Origin of the sequence: Rummeliibacillus sp. TYF-LIM-RU47 (assembly GCF_008638315.1) — a bacterium.
Classification (GTDB): Bacteria; Bacillota; Bacilli; order Bacillales_A; family Planococcaceae; genus Rummeliibacillus; species Rummeliibacillus stabekisii.
In genome coordinates this window covers 527,280-544,922 of record NZ_VVIR01000001.1, presented here as the reverse complement: position 1 = coordinate 544,922, position 17,643 = coordinate 527,280, and the positions used below count along the sequence as shown (strand labels likewise).

At 36.8% G+C, this 17,643-nt stretch carries 11 protein-coding genes; 1 reads left to right on the top strand and 10 read right to left on the bottom strand.

Annotated elements, in window-relative coordinates; all coding sequences use genetic code 11:
• Window positions 1-80: 80 nt before the first annotated feature.
• From prfB to F0527_RS02510, 10 genes are all read right to left on the bottom strand, one after another.
• Window positions 81-1,179 (bottom strand): peptide chain release factor 2 gene (prfB, locus tag F0527_RS02555; protein ID WP_147195101.1). Its coding sequence is split into 2 segments (ribosomal slippage): window positions 81-1,106 and window positions 1,108-1,179, totalling 1,098 coding nucleotides; the frame shifts between segments, so codons are not numbered across the junction.
• A gap of 264 nt (window positions 1,180-1,443) precedes the next feature.
• Window positions 1,444-3,951: a preprotein translocase subunit SecA gene (gene secA, locus F0527_RS02550; RefSeq protein ID WP_150283705.1), complete on the bottom strand. Its 2,508-nt coding sequence runs from the start codon at window positions 3,949-3,951 to the stop codon at window positions 1,444-1,446.
• 390 nt (window positions 3,952-4,341) lie between these two features.
• The gene (hpf, locus tag F0527_RS02545) at window positions 4,342-4,911 is read right to left on the bottom strand and encodes a ribosome hibernation-promoting factor, HPF/YfiA family (RefSeq protein ID WP_066784713.1); all 570 of its coding nucleotides are present in this window, start codon (window positions 4,909-4,911) and stop codon (window positions 4,342-4,344) included.
• 240 nt (window positions 4,912-5,151) lie between these two features.
• Window positions 5,152-9,717 carry a hypothetical protein gene (locus tag F0527_RS02540; RefSeq protein ID WP_150283704.1) on the bottom strand — a complete coding sequence of 1,522 codons (4,566 nt, stop codon included), beginning with the start codon at window positions 9,715-9,717 and terminating at the stop codon, window positions 5,152-5,154.
• A gap of 143 nt (window positions 9,718-9,860) precedes the next feature.
• Window positions 9,861-10,247, bottom strand: a complete 387-nt coding sequence (locus F0527_RS02535) for a PilZ domain-containing protein (protein ID WP_149031980.1) — start codon at window positions 10,245-10,247, stop codon at window positions 9,861-9,863.
• 119 nt (window positions 10,248-10,366) lie between these two features.
• On the bottom strand, window positions 10,367-10,726 hold the full coding sequence (locus tag F0527_RS02530) for a flagellar protein FliT (protein WP_147194642.1): 360 nt from the start codon (window positions 10,724-10,726) through the stop codon (window positions 10,367-10,369).
• Window positions 10,726-11,124 (bottom strand): flagellar export chaperone FliS, encoded by a 399-nt coding sequence (fliS, locus tag F0527_RS02525; protein WP_084246847.1) that lies wholly within the window; start codon window positions 11,122-11,124, stop codon window positions 10,726-10,728. Before fliS ends, F0527_RS02530 begins: the two co-directional genes overlap by 1 nt.
• 41 nt (window positions 11,125-11,165) lie before the next feature.
• Entirely contained in the window at window positions 11,166-12,686 is a 1,521-nt protein-coding gene (locus tag F0527_RS02520) for a flagellar hook-associated protein 2 (protein WP_150283703.1), read from the bottom strand.
• 12 nt (window positions 12,687-12,698) lie between these two features.
• Window positions 12,699-13,040 (bottom strand): flagellar protein FlaG, encoded by a 342-nt coding sequence (locus F0527_RS02515; RefSeq protein ID WP_066784695.1) that lies wholly within the window; start codon window positions 13,038-13,040, stop codon window positions 12,699-12,701.
• A 138-nt stretch (window positions 13,041-13,178) separates the two neighbouring features.
• Complete coding sequence (locus F0527_RS02510; protein WP_150283702.1) at window positions 13,179-15,275, bottom strand: methyl-accepting chemotaxis protein; 2,097 nt, start codon at window positions 15,273-15,275, stop codon at window positions 13,179-13,181.
• A gap of 407 nt (window positions 15,276-15,682) precedes the next feature.
• On the opposite strand from F0527_RS02510, the gene F0527_RS02505 reads away from it, so the two are divergent.
• Window positions 15,683-17,374, top strand: coding sequence for a methyl-accepting chemotaxis protein (locus tag F0527_RS02505; RefSeq protein WP_150283701.1), 1,692 nt, complete (start codon window positions 15,683-15,685; stop codon window positions 17,372-17,374).
• Window positions 17,375-17,643 lie beyond the last annotated feature (269 nt).

The following is a 17,643-nucleotide window of genomic DNA, read 5'->3' as shown; positions in this document are numbered from 1 at the left end:
GCAAAAAATACGCCCGTTCAGATGAGACCTTGCAAAAGTCTATCCACTCGGGCGTATTATTTATTCACAACTTACAGTTTTTATAATTGTGAGCGCAAATATGCATTAATAAACTGGTCAATATCGCCATCCATCACCGCTTGGACATTACCGGTTTCTGTGTTGGTGCGATGGTCTTTCACCATTGAATACGGATGGAATACATATGAACGGATTTGGCTACTCCATCCGATTTCCTTCTGTTCACCGCGGATATCATCTAGCTGAGCTTGCTGCTCTTCTACTTTTAGCTGATACAATTTCGCCTGCAGCATATTCATCGCTTTCTCACGGTTTTTAATTTGTGAGCGTTCAGCCTGGCATGCCACAACAACCCCTGTTGGCAAGTGAGTAATTCGGACAGCAGATTCTGTTTTATTGATATGCTGACCACCTGCGCCTGATGCACGATAGGTATCTACTTTTAAATCTTCTGAACGGATTTCAACAGCAATCTCATCGGTAAACTCCGGCATGACATCTGCAGACACAAAGGAAGTATGTCGACGTCCAGCGGAATCGAATGGTGAAATACGTACAAGACGATGGACACCTTTTTCGGCTTTCAGGTAACCGTATGCATTATGTCCGCGAATCGCAAGTGTAACAGATTTCAACCCTGCTTCATCGCCTGGCAAGTAGTCTAATGTTTCTACTTTGAAATCATGTTTTTCTGCCCAGCGCGTATACATACGCAAAAGCATAGATCCCCAATCTTGAGACTCGGTACCGCCTGCGCCTGGGTGAAGTTCCACAATGGCATTGTTTTGATCGTAAGGATCGCTTAAAAGCAATTGCAGTTCGAAATCCTCGGTGCGTTTTTTAAACTCATCCATCTCGTTAAAAAGTTCTTGCTGCAATTCTTCATCTGGTTCCTCTTTTAATAAATCCAGTGTCATTTCAAGGTTTTCCTGCGTTTCAACTAATTCGTGAAATTCGTTGACGATTTCTTTTAAACCTCTGGATTCACTGATAATTTTTTGCGCATTGTTTTGATCATCCCAGAAAGATGGCTCAAGCATCATTTCATCCAATTCTTGAATCCGCGCCTCTTTGTTTTCTAAGTCAAAGAGACCCCCTAAAGTCTTCTAATTTTGTGGACGTCCCATCAAGGTCGTTCCGAACATCTGATAATTCCATCATAATTTGTTCCTCCAATTACATTAAATATTCAATAACTTATCACGCATCTTAGTCACTTTTCAACAACTAAGGCTGAATGTTATTCACTGTAAGTATAGTTATAGAAGGGATAAGCTTCTATAACTATAGCTATGAAAAGACATAAAGGAGTTGTTCAAAGTTTGAACAGCTCCTTTTGCCAATTACATCATTCACTTTAACCACATTACGGGCAGTAAGAGCTCATCAGTGGGAGATAAAGAATCCCACTATTTTTACTCTTTATACAGCGCCGTGGCAGTTTTTATATTTCTTACCGCTACCACAAGGGCATAAATCATTACGACCTACTTCTTGCTGTTTACGGACTGGCTTGCGTTTAGAAGTCTTTTCATCGGTTTTCGGATTTACCGCTTCACCCTTCGCTACTTCTTCACGTTCAAGATTACTACGGATTTCTGCTTTCATTGCATATTGAGCGACGTCAGAACGGATTGCTTCTACCATTGCTTCGAACATCGCAAAGCCTTCTGATTGATATTCACGAAGCGGATCTGTTTGAGCATACGCACGTAAATGAATACCTTGTCGCAATTGGTCCATTGCATCGATGTGATCAATCCATTTAGAGTCAATTGCACGAAGCAAGATAACTTTCTCAAACTCGCGCATGCGGTCTGGCGTAAGTTCTTCTTCTTTTCGGTCATATTCTTTTTTCACTTCAGTGCGAAGGAATTCAATGATTTCTTCTTGTGTTTTCCCTTTGAATGAATCGACAGTAGCAATGCCTTCTGGTAGCAAATTAGCACCTACAAAACTTGCTAGTCCTGTTAGATTCCATTCAGTTGGATTTTCTTCAGTTGTATATGAATGAACTGCGCTAACTAGTACTTCGTCTACCATTGATTCGACTAAGCCACGCATATTCTCTGTTTCCAATACCTCATAACGCTCTTTATAGATAATTTCACGTTGTTGACGCAAAACATCATCATATTGCAATAAGCGTTTACGCGCATCGAAGTTATTGCCTTCTACACGTTTTTGAGCAGATTCAACGGCTTTGGATACCATTTTCGATTGGATTGGCTGTGTATCGTCCATCCCTAATCTTGTCATCATGTTTTTCATGCTTTCAGAACCGAAACGTTTCATCAATTCATCTTCCAAAGAAAGATAGAATTGCGTGATACCAGGGTCACCTTGACGTCCAGCACGGCCTCGCAACTGATTATCAATACGGCGTGATTCATGACGTTCTGTACCAATAACGGCTAATCCGCCTAAATCTAGTACGCCTTCGCCAAGTTTAATATCTGTACCACGACCAGCCATGTTTGTTGCAATAGTTACAGCGCCTTTTTGACCTGCTTCTGCAACAATCTCTGCTTCGCTCTCATGGTTTTTCGCATTCAAGACATTGTGCGGAATACTGCGTTTTGCTAATAAGTGCGAGATTAATTCTGATGTTTCGATAGCAACTGTACCAACAAGTACTGGCTGCCCTTTTTGATGACGGTCTGCAATTTCATTTGCCACCGCTTCAAATTTACCTTGCATAGATGCATAGATTAAATCCGGACGGTCATCACGTGCAATTGGTTTGTTAGTCGGAATCACAACAACATTCATATTATAAATATTGCGGAATTCCTCTTCTTCTGTTTTAGCTGTACCTGTCATACCAGATAACTTTTCATACATACGGAAATAGTTTTGGAACGTAATAGTCGCCATGGTCATAGACTCGTTTTGAATTTCCACGCCTTCTTTTGCTTCAATGGCTTGGTGTAATCCTTCTGAATAACGGCGGCCTTGCATAATACGTCCTGTAAATGAGTCAACGATTAATATTTCACCGTCTTGTACCACATAATCAACATCCAAGTGCATACTAACATGCGCTTTTAACGATTGGTTGATGGCATGGTTTAGACCAACATGCGTTAAATCAAACAAGTTATCAATATTGAAAGCTCTCTCTGCTTTTTCAATCCCTTGTTCTGTCATTGTAACGCCTTTAGTTTCTACATCATAATTGTAGTCTTCATCTTGTTTCAATGTGCGTACAAACGCGTTTGATTGTTTGTATAAAGCAGCTGATTTATTCGCTTGACCAGAAATGATTAAAGGTGTACGGGCTTCATCGACTAAGATGGAGTCCACTTCATCGATTACTGCATAATGCAGCGGGCGTTGAACACGTTCTTCTTTATAAAGCACCATGTTGTCGCGCAAGTAGTCGAAGCCAAGTTCGTTGTTTGTGCTATATGTGATGTCACAAGCATAAGCTTCTCTTTTTTCATCTTTTGACATGTTATTCAAGTTCAAGCCAACTGTTAAACCTAAAAATTCATATAATGGGCGCATTGTTTCAGCATCACGGCTTGCTAAGTACTCGTTGACTGTAACAACATGCACGCCTTTATGAGTAAGGGCATTTAAGTAAACAGGTAAAGTGGAAGTCAACGTTTTACCTTCCCCTGTCTTCATCTCAGCAATATTCCCTTCATGAAGCGTTGCGCCCCCCATTAATTGAACTGGGTAAGGGTACATGCCTAAAACGCGTTTAGATGCCTCACGAACAACTGCAAAAGCTTCAGGGCGAATTTTATCTAAATCTTCGCCGTTAGAAAAACGTTCGTAGAATTCATTCGTTTTTGCTTTTAATTCTTCATCTGTTAATTTAGCCATATCTTCAGCAAATGCATCGACTGCACTTGCAACTTTTTCTAAGTGTTTTAATTCTTTTTTATTTGGATCAAAAATTTTATTTAATATGCTAGGCATTGATTTTCACATCCTATATAGTCTCAACCTTCATTTTAACACTGTCTGAACGTTTAAAGCAAATGAACAATTAGTAAAAATCTATTATTCCTAAACAAATAATACAAGGAAAAAAGATATACAGAATTGAAATTTACAAATCTATTCAGGGTGATGAATTAAATCATCTACTGTGGCCGTTCACTTAACATATAACAGTAATGATAACTTAACAGTAAAGTAAATAAATTGAAAAATCAATCTTTAATTTCTTTTAAAAGAAATACATAGAAGGAAAGGTTGGATTTCGAAAATTGATAAGGAAGGATATCACATAAAAGCCCAGCTGAGCAAACATTAGGTTGCTCCTGCTGGGCTTATCAAAAACGCAAATACTATGAATTTATTATCTTAACTAGTTTCAATCAGTCCGTATTTACCATCTCTGCGTTTGTATACGATATTTGTTCCGTCTGACTCTGCATCTGTGTAAATAAAGAAATCATGGCCAAGTAAGTTCATTTGTAGAATGGCTTCCTCTTCGTCCATTGGTTTCAAGGAAAGTTGTTTTGTACGGACAACTGATAGTTCTTCCTCTGAATCATTCGGATCAGCTACTGCTCCAGGGGAATTTTCAGTCTGAACATTTGCAAAGTAAATGCCTACTCCTTCACGATCGCGGAATTTGCGATTGACTTTTGTTTTATGCTTGCGAATTTGACGTTCCAACTTGCCAATAATCAAGTCAACTGCAGCATACATATCATCATTAGCCTCTTCTGCACGTAAAGTTAAACTTTTCATAGGAATTGTTACTTCTACTTTCGTACTCTTGTCATTGTAAACCTTTAAATTTACATGAGCAATCGCATTAAGATCTTCATTGAAATAGCGTTCTAATTTTTGAAGCTTTGTTTCAACGTACTCTCGAATTGCTGGAGTTACCTCAATGTTTTCACCACGAATGTTAAATGTTAGCATGTAAACTCCTCCTTTAATCAACCATACTAATATTATTCTACAATGCCCGTTAAAACCCTTCTTAAAACACATAATTAATTAATTTTTTTTGATGTTGTTATTGGGTTCTGCCACTATTTTGTCTTATTTCCACTAAAGTATATTGCTTGGGACTTAGATATAGAACAAAATAATATATTTTTGATATTTTGGATTTCAAAAAAAGACCCGAACGCCATAACGGCTCGGGCCTTCATTATATTAAAGATTATCCAATTGGTTTTTAATATCATAAACCGCATAGAAATATTGATAGCGTTGAAGTACTTTGCGATCAATAAGCGTGCTTAATTTGATTTCTTCACCCTTGATTAGCTTTGGTATATTTAGATCTTGGTAAAGCCGTTCAAGAATAACCATTTTGTCGACAATGTCTTTACTACATGTCCCAGTTCCACAATTATTATTTGTTTCATCAGCAGCAAGTTCCTCTACCTCGGCTACGCCTTTTTCAAAGTCTGCAAGCTTTTTAATAGAAGGTTCGATATTTTTATCTGTCCTATATTCTCTTAATTTGCTTTTATTCTTCACATAATTTTGGGCATTGACCGACATAGCGTCATAAGTTTTGCCTGCTTCAATGACTGCTTTTGTGTAACCAGATTTTCCAGGTGTAATAGCCACAATCTTTTTATCTAGCTCTTGAGCGGCTTTAATATTGTCACCTTCATTTAGCAAGGCCTTTTGAGGTACAGTTAACGCTTCTTCTGCTATTGCCTTTTGGTCCTTCCCCAACTTATTGTATAGTGTTATGGCCTGTGCAATATTATCAATATACTGATTATCATACGGAGTGCCAGGATCTGTTAGTATTGTCACAATTGAAACGATGGGAGCATATTTATTGTAAATAGCCAGCACTTTGCTATCTACATAAGTTAATGCTTTTTTGTCAAGTCCATTATACAATTTCACTGCTTCTAATATATCAGCATATGGACTTTTTGGACTCAAGCGATTGACAGCCTCCTCAAAAGCATCTGCCTTTTCTTTTGGCGTTTTGTATTCTGTCCCAGATTGTATACTATCAAAATCAGTCACTACATATTTTTTAGCTGTAGTCGACAATTTGTCATAATCCTGGATAATTTTTTTCAAATCAGTACCGTACTTTTTACTATTTGGATCAAGTGATTGATAGCTCTTATCGAGTTTTTGCGCTTGTTTGATAGCTGTTTCTTCGGTTAAAAATTCCTTATTCAAGCTTGTTGTTTTTGTAACAATAGCTTTTGGATCTAACGATATTTTTTTATAAATGGCAATTGTGGAAAGCATTAATTGAATATCGTTATTGCTGTACTTTCCATTTTTATTTATCTTATCAATATTTATATACATATCTACTAAAGGAGCATAGCTATTATATTTTGCTAGCGTTGGCTTATCTAGAAGCGAAAGCTGTACTTCATTTAGTGCATTGTATTGTTTCACAACAGAATTGACATCCTCGTACAAACTGTTCTTAGACAACTTGTTCAAAGCTTGAATAAATGCATCAATTTCGGCTTTAATAGTTGCTGCATTAAAACGATTAGCAAAATCCTCAATCTCTTTCGAGTAGATTACATAAGCCTGAACGTTTGGACCCGCATTCATGTATCTATAATATAGAGCAATTGCACCATCTCTATAGCTAGAGCTAGATGGCTTTAACGCTTCATACGCTGCATTGATTTTTTGTGCTTCTAGGAAATTCTGAATCGCCACATCATTCAACGGGATAGACGGACGAATAATTTCATTTTCTTCAAAAACTCGATTTGGATCATACGGAATGTTGTGTGATTCTTCATACGAGTGGTCGTTTGCATACCTTGGCGCCTTGCTGACAATAGCTCTTTGCGGTGAATCTAATTGATTATAAAGAGTAATAACCTTTACAATACTATTTACGTCATTTTTATTTTTTAGTTTATCACCAGAAGCATATCCTTTTCCTTCGACAAACCGTCCATATTGCACATACATGCTTTTGGCGATGTCCTGAATTGTCAGGATATCTTCGAATTTATGATATTGTTCCATAATTGTTGGATCTATAATCGTTTCTAAAGGAACATTATACTGCGCATTAATCTTGTTGTATTTTACGTTATTCACATAGTAATCTTTGACTTTTTTTACATCTTGCACGCCTGGTGTATAGCCTTTATTACTAACTTCCGACAGGTCTTTCACCATTTGTTCGAATTCCCTAGCTGTCGCAAGTTGTGGAATATATCGCGTTGCTACTTCTTCCAAGGCCTTCTTGTTTGCTACATATTTTTTCACCTGTGACGGTGCACGGTCATAAAGAGTGTAATAGACTTTCAAAACGTCTACTTCATACTTGCTGTCAGTAGGTTTAATTTTTTCGAATGCTTTATCAATAGTTGCAGCTTGAGCTATCTCATCTCCATCTTGCAAAAATTTATATTTAGAGCGATCTGCATCATCTATTACTTTTTTCGGATCAGCTGCCAGCTTCTTATACGTTTTGATGGCTTGTTGAATATATTCAATATTAGTTGGTGAAATATCGTTTTCATTCGTAATTTTTATCAAATCAAACATTTGCATGATATCTGCAATTGGCTCATATTGCTTATATTTTTTTAAGATTTTGCTATCAACAAGATTGCTTATTTTTGAATAAGGTTCTACCTTTGCTAAATAGTAACGGACAACTGGCAGTACATCTTGCGTTGCATTACTTTTACGATTCAATTGGTTAACCATTTCTTCAAAGGTTGAGGCAAGCTGTTGTTGGCTTTTATAGGCTTGATCTAATCCTTCCATTTTTAGGCCATTTACCAAATATTTAAGCGTATCAGGTGATGCATCTAGATAATCGATGTGTACTTTTTTCGCTTCTTTCGGATAGTTTTTGCTCGATTTTTTCAGTTTAGCATAAGCTTTATCGAGTCCTTGCGCCTCTTTAATATTGGCTTCTTCACCTGCCAGCATCTCAATTGTCGGTTTGTGTGTTGTTGTCGAATTGTCTACAATTGCTTTTTGAGGAGTACCTAGCTTTTTATACGTTTTAATATTGGATAAATTGTCAGTAATATTCTTTGTAGAATAGCCATAATAACCATTACTTAATGTTTTATCTGGAATTTTATTAAACGCTGTTACCACTTGTGGAATGCCTGCGTATTGGTTGTATGTCTTAAGAACTATTTTATCTACTAATGCTGTTTGGTTTGGTTTTGCATTAGACATAGTATTATATTTTGCAACAACTGATTTTACATCTTGGAGAGTGCTATTTGCCGATAATTTATTAACGTCTATAGCAAAGTCATCAGCTGCTATCTTTGCTTCTTTGTAAACTGGAGACGTAGGAATTGCGGCAATGGTAAGCGCATTCTTTATAAATCGTCTAACATCAATGATGGCATTATCATATGCATCAAAAACCTTTTGCAGGTCTGCTAAGTAAGTTGGACTCGTTTTTTTCTTTTGCACTGAATCATAACTTTTATCTATAGTCTGTGCACTAGCCACATTTTTTTCTTCTAAAAGATATGGCTTTTTTTCCTGTGCGTTTGCTTGAACTATCTCTTTCTGATCTGCTCTAAGCTTTTTATATTTTGCAAGCTGGTCGATTAAATTATCAATTTGGGCTGAAGTTAATGAGCCTGGCACAACTTTAATAAAATCAGGTAAATTTAATATTCCTTCAACAATACTTGGTATGGTTTCGTACTTTTTATATGTAGCTATTATCTTTTTATCCACAACATCAATTGGCGCCAGTTTAGGATAAACGTTCGGAGTAGAGCTCGCTGTCGGTTTGCTTATATTTTTATAAGAAGTTACCGCATCCTGTATTTTTTTTAGTAACTCTTCTTTTGATGCACTACCTTCATCAATGGAATCCACAAGGTTCGCAAAAGTCGCTGCAGCTACTATTTGCTTTTCGTAGATTTTTTGTAGTTCCACAATTTTAGAGCTATTCGGCATAAACCCTGCAACTTCGCTATCTGCTACGGTTGCATTTGTGTATTCCCAGTACAAAGCAACAGCATCTTTACCATACGTATTACTGGATGTCTTTAAAATTGCGTATTTTTTCTCCAATGTGGCAGCTGTTTTAATTGTGTCAGCTTGAGTTAGATAACCATTTAATTTACTTTTCTCGTCTGAACTCATTAAATGGTCTAACAGATTTTTTTGAGCGCCCGAAAGCTTATTATAAGAGGTTAAAAAGTTATATATTTTGGGGCCATTTTTTTCTTGTGTTCCGCTATTTGCATTTCCTACAGCTAGCGTCATTAAACGATATGAACCTGTGACATTGCTATAATGATTTAATTTTTTTACTGTAGAAGCAGGAACAGCCGCTTTGGTTATTGCATTCATGCTATCATAGGTCTTTTTCAGCGGAGCAGCTTTTGTTCTGTAGTTTTTATCAGTTAATTTAGTGACATCAGCTTGGAGCTTTTTTACTTTCTTAAGAGCTGGCTGTATTTTTGCCCAATGTTTTTTTAAAGTTGAATAATTCGCAACTAACTTTTTGTCTTTTTTCGATAGTTTATCGTATGCGCTTTTGGCAGTTTTTGTTTTTTGGATGTAGTCAGCTTTTTGAGATTTAATCGCTTTAATCTTATTAATAACTGCTTTAGCTTTTTTACTTGTTTTTTTGGATACCATCGTAATATCAGCATGGGTTGAGATATGAGGACCAGCTTGTGCTTCTGTACTTTCCTTGCTAGCAGCAGACAAAAACGCTGGCGCCATTAATACAGCTGCAAGTCCCATAGCAACAAATGATTTACGCATATGAATCCCCCTTTATGTAATGTTATTTATATAGTCTCTCTTCTATTATATCGGAAGAAAAATTGGTAATGTTAGAATAACTGGTTTATTAAGAAATGAAAAAACCCCGTAAAGATTTGTTTCTCTACGGGAATAGTCTAGATTTATACTTGTTGTTTTTTATCAATAATTTCTTGTTTACGACGTAATTTCAATTCTGAAATTATCAGCGTTTCAATCAGCTCATCGGTTTCTAAATCAATACCATAATAATAATGGCCAAAAGCAGGACGCTTCCATTTCACTTCACCATGTACAGCAATAGGTTTGGTATGTAAGACAAAGAGAAGCTCAATAACGCAAACTTTGCCTTCAATTGGTAAATTATCGTTTAAAGCAATCCTCGCACCGCTGGGGCTTAAATCGACTAACTGGCAAAATTCTGAGGTTGAAGAAAAATCCTGTACAATTCCGTCCATTATTACTTTATACTTTGAAGTTATCCTGTTCTCAAATATATGCCGAAATGACTCGGTACGTTTAAACTTCATAACGCTTTCCAACACCTTTACTACTAAATTGTTTCTATTATAACGAGAGTGACAATATGAAGAATATAACAAAAAAAAGACTCTAGCAAAAACAGCAGCCTTCGCTAGAGTAATTACTTTTACTTCTTACCATCAAAGTAGCTACCATCCATCACACGGACACTCGCATAAGGATCAACATAACTTCGTTCAGATTTCTTAGATAAATGGAGATTCTTTATATCTGTTGAGAGTTCATCTTTTTGGGCTTTCAAACGTTTTCGGATTCTTTCATCCAGCTCCCGCAACTGCTTTTCAAATGGATGACCCGGCAGTGGATTTACTTCCAACTGCTGTAGTTCCTCAATAATAGATCCCCGTTCATCTAGTAAACGTTCTGTGATTTGTAAATAATCATCCCGCTCTTTATCCGGCGGCAGCTCGGACAAATGTTTAAAAAGTTGCGCGGATACTTGCAATAGTTGTTGAAGCAAATCCATTATAATTGATTCCCAACAAACTGTTTTTGTCTGTTAAACTTAATGACTTCTTTCCATGTATCACGGAACTCTACCACTAAGCCCTCCACTTCATCAATAATGGAAGGGTCACTTTTTATATTCGCCTCCATTAAACGACGATTCATATAGTCGTAAAGCGGCATCATTTCATTAGAAACAGCTAGATCCATATTTAATGTGGACATTAATTCTGTGATAATATTTTGGGCTTTAATAAGATTTGTATTTTTCATTTCAATATTTTTTTCAAGAATTCCTTTTTTGGCTTGATGCATAAATTTAAGACAGCCATTGTATAGCATAAGTGTTAGCTCACCAGGAGAGGCGGTTGTGACACTATTTTGTTTGTATGCATTATAAGCATTTTGTGCTTGCAAGTTGGACAACTCCTTTATATTTTACAAAGTTCTTAAATTATCTATTGGGCGAAGTAAGAGGCTTGGCTATTCGCACGTGCAATTGCATCCTCCATGGCAGAAAATTGCTTCCAATAACGGTCTTCAATCATTTTTAAGCGGTCTTTCCAATCAGCAATTTTGTCTGTTAGACCTTCAAGTTGTTTTCCAAGAGTATACGTGTTATCCACAGAAGAAGCTTTGCCTGCACGTTCTTCAATTGTTTTTACGGTATCTTGAGAAATTTTACGCATTTGCGCAACTATCCCTGTGTTAGGCTGAGTAAAGATTTTCATTACACTTTCTGGATCTTTCGTCAGGGCTTCTCGAAGCTTGTTTTCATCAATCTCTAACTTCCCGCCATCGTTGTAGGTTTTTGTTGTAGTAATGCCGATTTCAAATAGAGCTTTCTTATTTCCATCTCCAAATTCTACTGATTTATAAAGAGTGCTGCGCAGACTGGAAAGCGCACTACGCACAATAGAATCGCTACGTATTGATCCGGATTTCGCCTTTTCTTCCCATTTTTTAATTTGATCTTCAGTCATTTGAGAGCGCTGTGCATCGGTAAGTGGCTGATAATCCTTGTATTTGGCTTCACCAATCTTATCATTCAATGAGGTGATGAGATTATTGTACATGTTGACGAAGTCTTTCAACTTGTTTACCATTCCATCTGTATCAGTTGTGGATGTAACCGATATTGGACTGATAGAATCTTTAGCAAATTTTTCTTTTAGAGTAATAGTATATCCTGAAATAGAGAGTTGGTTTGACGTACTATTCATCGTAATTCCGTTTATAGTATACTCAGCATTTGTACCCTCAATTATCTGTGCATCAGCTGCCTCGAAACCAAGGCCTTCCATAAGAGATTTATCATTAGCACTATCCGCTTGGATAGAAGCCCCTCCATCCTTAGGTAATCCTGTTGCATTTGCGGTAAGCGACATTTTTCCGTCTGCGAAAATTGCTGTTATACCAACTTTATTCAGTTTACTTGTAAAACTAGATAATGTGTCTGTGCCTTTATATGCAATGCTTTCTTTTTTCATTGACCCATCTTTTTGTAAAACATTTAGAGTTAGGGTCCCTTCTTCTGATGAAAATCCAGGAATTTGAGATAATAATGTATTTTCATCAGCAATCCCTGAATTTGTTGTAATTTTTCCTGACACTAACCTACCAGAAGTCGCAAGGCTTGTGATACTCTCTATAGAAAGCGATCCGCTAGCTGTTGAAGATGCAGTAGCAGAGATTTTAGAGCTATCGGATACATTAACTGTCTTTGTCGGGAATTTACTTTGCAAACCAAATTCGTCAAAAAATGTTTTTTCAAATGTGGATAGCTTTGTATTCACTTCCCGATAAGCATCTCGTTGCCATTCATATTTTTGCTTTTGTTGTACAAGTTTTTCCATTTGCATGCTTTGCGCTTGCATTAGTTTTTCTACCATAGATTCCGTATCAATTCCAGATGCTAATCCTGTAATACGGCTACCGCTTGTTTGTAAATATGAATAACTCGATATATTGTTCGCCATTTCATTCACTCCTTAAATCTTTTCGTCTACTATATTTCCGATAATCTTTTGCATTTCATAGTAAGCATCTAATACTTGTTTAGATGGGATTTCACGAATCACTTCATCTGTTTTCGAGTCGACTACTTTGACATAATACTCTTTCAATCCATCATGATAGACAAACTTCAAGTTATTATTATGTACCTCCATGAACTCATTCAACTTGTCTATTGCCTTCTGGAAAGTGGCTTTTGGTATGTCATTTTCTTTGTTTTGATTTAAACTTTCTTCCGTTGATTCATTCGCATTTTTTGTTAAAGGTGTATTTGCTATAGCCGGATCGACCGGCGGCATCTGTGAAGCAATTCGCATAGACAGATTCCTCCCTACAATTAGCATGCATAATTAGTTACCTTTAATATCGGATAAGTCTTTTGCTTTTCAATAGTTCATTAGAAAGAAATCAAAAAACCGCCCCTCCAAATAGGAATAGGCGGTTTGTCTGTTCAATTATTTAAAACGTTCAATAACATCTTCTAATTCACCGGCAATTTGTTTCATATGCTCAGTAGAAGTAGACACATGCTCCATTTCTTGTTGTTGTTGGACAGCAGATGCACTCACTTCTTCCGCTGATGCGGCCGTTTCATCTGAAATTGCTGCTACATTGCGGATTGCTTCCATCGCTCTTTCTTTATATGTCAGCATTTCTTCTAGCTTATGGGACAATTGCTCAATGGTGCCGCCCATTTCTTTTGCTACTGACGCGTTTTCCATAAATGTTGTCTCGGTATCAGAGACAGATTGATTGGTGGTTTCCATCAATTCTATATTATGTTGAATGAGCGAAACTGTTTGAGCTGTTTCATTCAAAATTTCTTTCACTGTATGCTGGATACTTTCTGTTTCTGAACGTGATTGCTCAGCCAACTTTCTTACTTCTTCGGCCACAACCGCGAATCCTTTGCCATGCTCCCCTGCTCTTGCAGCTTCGATACTCGCATTCAATGCCAATAAATTAGTTTGTGCTGTAATGCCCTGGATCGATTCAATGACCGCATTAATTTCTGTCATCTTATGGGATAGAACTGAAATTTGAGCTTCCACTTTACTGTTCATATCATTAGTGGTTTCATGATGATTACGAAGCAATTCTACTTGCTTAATTCCTTGTTTAGTAGAATGAGCTGATTTCAGTGACAACTGATCCATATTTGCTGAAAGTGCTGCTAATGCATCAATCTGTGAAGAAAGATCCACCATTTGCTGATTTGTATTTTCTGCATCAATTGATTGTTGTTGTGCACCTTGCGCAATTTGTTCTACTGCTGCTGCCACTTCTTCGCTCGCTGCTGAAACCTCTTCAAATGCACGATGCACGTTCGTAGATGTTTGATTCAAGCGCGAAGTAGATTCTTTGACCGTGCCAATGACTTCATTTGTCTGGTCTAACATATCATTGAATGCTATAGCTACAAGCCCAATTTCATCTGGGCGTATTTGCGATTCATCTATTTTCTCAGTTAGATCACCTGAAGCTGCTTTTTCAATAGATTTTCTTAAGCTGGCAAGAGGTTTCAATTGCTTATGAATGAACCAAAGCGACACAGCTGCCATCAAAATGATGATGATGATACCTGCAATAATTGTTAAAGTTAATATAGACTTAAATGTTGCCAGAATACTTGATTTAGGAACTACCGACTGCACGCTCCATACCTCATCTGCTCCCTCGACTTTTATGGGTGCAAATGCGTTAAACGCTTGTTCTTTTAATTGCTTCGAATCTACATACAGACTTGGTATATCACCTTTTGCCAATTGGCTTTTTACCGGTTTCCAATTAATCGCATTCGCCATATTGGTTCCAGTGATTTTGGGGTTTATACTATTCGCTACCACAGTCCCATTGTCTGTGATAATGCTCGCATAACCTCCATCAGGCTTCATGTCCTTAACGAATTCATTTAAGAAATCCATTGAAATTCCAGCTGTTATAACACCTGCAAATTGATGATCTTCTGTATAAATAGGCGTAGCTATAGAAGCCACATAAATAGATTCATTTCCTACTTTAAACTCCTGTGGTTCCGTTAATACAGTACGATCTTCATTTTTGGGAATAGCATACCATTTACTTATCTCTTCATTATCATATCCGACTGCTGGCACTACATTAACTTGATCGTTATTTTTTAACATATACGGGATATATCGCCCATGTTCATCTAATAATTTTGGGTCTACTAAATTCTTTTTAGGCGCGATATTTTTTTCTAAAATTATAGATATCCCGGTAAGCTGCGAAGTATTATCTAAGTTTTGCTTCATAATACTTAAAACTGATTGTGCTGTCAGTTTATGATCGTTTGCCAGTGCTTCTAATGCATGTTTTGTCGCCTTTATTGTTTCTTCTGTGGCTTCAAATCGTTCAGAAACTTCAGCGGCATATAGTTTCGAATGCTCTTTTGCATATTTTTCTGAGTCTTGGATACTTTTTTGATATAAATTGATACTTACTAATACAGAATATATCAGGAATAATATTAGAAACAGCCCTATAATTACCCCTGACAATCTCCAACCTATACTTTTGGTCTTCTTCATGTGATTTTTCTCCCCTAGTTGTCTGCAATTAATAGCAATTTGAACCAATATACCCAAAAGGCGATCGGTACGTTAAACTATTCTACCATGTTCATTCAATAGTAAAAAGTAATAAGTATTTTTCCATAAACATTCCAAAGAATAAAAATTTTAGGTTTCAATTTAAAAATATTGTAAATTTAATAACATGTTATTATAATAGAAAAGTTGCTGGGCAATTTGACTTAATAACTATATAAAAATGCTTTTCTCATTGAAAAAAGAGTATTTACAAAACATAAATACCTTTGTACATAGCAAAATAAAGCATAATATAGGTCAAAAGATTTGATGTTTTAAAGAAACAACAAATTCCCAATAGAATTAAAATTATATGCTATAAAGCATAGTAGAAAAGGATGATGAAAATGAAATGGACCATTAACCGAAAACTTCTCGGTGGTTTCGGAGTAGTAATTGCGATCTTAATTGCTATGGTTGCAATAAGCTTTTCCCAACTTCGTTCAGTGAACGATAGTTATAGCTTCCTCTTGCAAGACAAAGCACAAAAAGCGGTAGATATTAAGGATTTACAGGTTGCCGTGAAGCAAGAAATGTCTAGTTTAAGAGGCTACTTACTTTTAGGAACTGATCAGGCTTTACAAGAATATACACAATCACGCGAGGATTTTAAAAATAAGTACAATAATCTACAAAGTAGGTTTAAGATCGCTGAAGCAAAGAAAATGTTAAGTGATTTAAATAGTATTGAAGATGAATATAATCAACTCTCTGAGCAAGTCATTGCACTTCAAAAACAAAAGAAAACAGAAGAAGCAAATCTTTTGATGACTTCAAAAGGAAAAGATATTGTAACCCGTATTAATGAGCAATCAAAAAAACTGTCTGATTATCAAAATGATATTTTGGACAAAGGTAACAAAGAAACATCAGACACAGTAAAACATACAATGAACGTGTTAATTATCATCGGCATCATTGCGGTTATAATCTCCATTACCATTGCATGGTTCATCGGCCGTCTTATATCTAAGCCGCTCATCGCCATTGCACAATCAACCTCGCGCGTTTCAGACGGTGATTTAACTGTTGAGCCTATTCAAGTAAAAAATAAAGATGAAATTGGTGATTTAGCTCAATCATTCAATTTGATGACTGATAACCTTCGTAGTTTAATTCATAAAGTAAACAATAATGCAGTCCAAGTTGCTTCTTCAGCAGAAGAATTAACTGCTAGCGCTGAACAAACTTCACTGGCGACAAACCAAATTGCAACGAGCATCCATGAAATTTCTAGCGGTGCAGAATTGCAAGGCCAAGGTGCAATGGAAAGCTCTAGTGCAATGAATGAAATGACAGTAGGTATTCAACAAGTAGCCGAATCTTCAGCACAAGTTTCTGAACTATCAAGCGATACATTAAAAGAAGCTAATAATGGCCATGACTCATTGAAAAAAGTGATTTCCCAAATGAACACCATTACAGATGTAGTAGATGATTCTGCTAGAGTCGTCAAAAACTTGGGCAGCCATTCTGAAGAAATCGGCCATATTATTGAGGTGATAACTTCAATCGCCGATCAAACAAATTTGTTGGCACTAAACGCTGCGATTGAATCAGCTCGAGCTGGCGAACATGGCAAAGGGTTCGCAGTAGTCGCTGCCGAAGTACGCAAATTAGCTGAACAATCCAAGCAATCTGCTGACCAAATCGCTCAATTGATCAGCAAAATTCAAAATGATACGGCACGTGCAGTAGATGTTATGACACAAGGAACACATGAAGTGCAAGTCGGCATGACTGTCGTACATGAAGCTGAAACTGGCTTTAAAGAGATTGTGAAATTAATAGAACAAGTTTCTTCCAAAATAGAAGAGTCTACAGCTATCTCTGAAGAAATGTCAGCAGGCGCTGAACAGATCAACGCCACTATGGAAGATATTGCTCAAATAGCACAAACTTCCGCGACAAATACTCAACACGTGGCTGCTGCTTCTGAAGAGCAACTGGCATCAATGGAGGAAATTTCTTCTTCTGCTTTGGCGCTATCTAAGATGGCGGAAGAGTTGCAAGAACATGTGAACCAGTTCAAAATCTAATTTATCATTGATTTATAACTTTTAAATATCAACACACACGAAAAAGACGCTACTCTATTGAGTAGCGCCTTTTTCATCCCACTAGTTGCGGGATTCAAGGGAAATTACTAGAAAAAAATTCTAGCGCTAAATATAACGGTTCAGGACGAGTGTTCCTTTCGCCCGAAAACTAAATTCCCCGTACAAGGTGTTTTCCAATACATCTTCTGCAGTCGCTGTTAAACACTTCATGTCTATCAGTCCCTTTCGTTGTAGTATTGTTTTTCCCT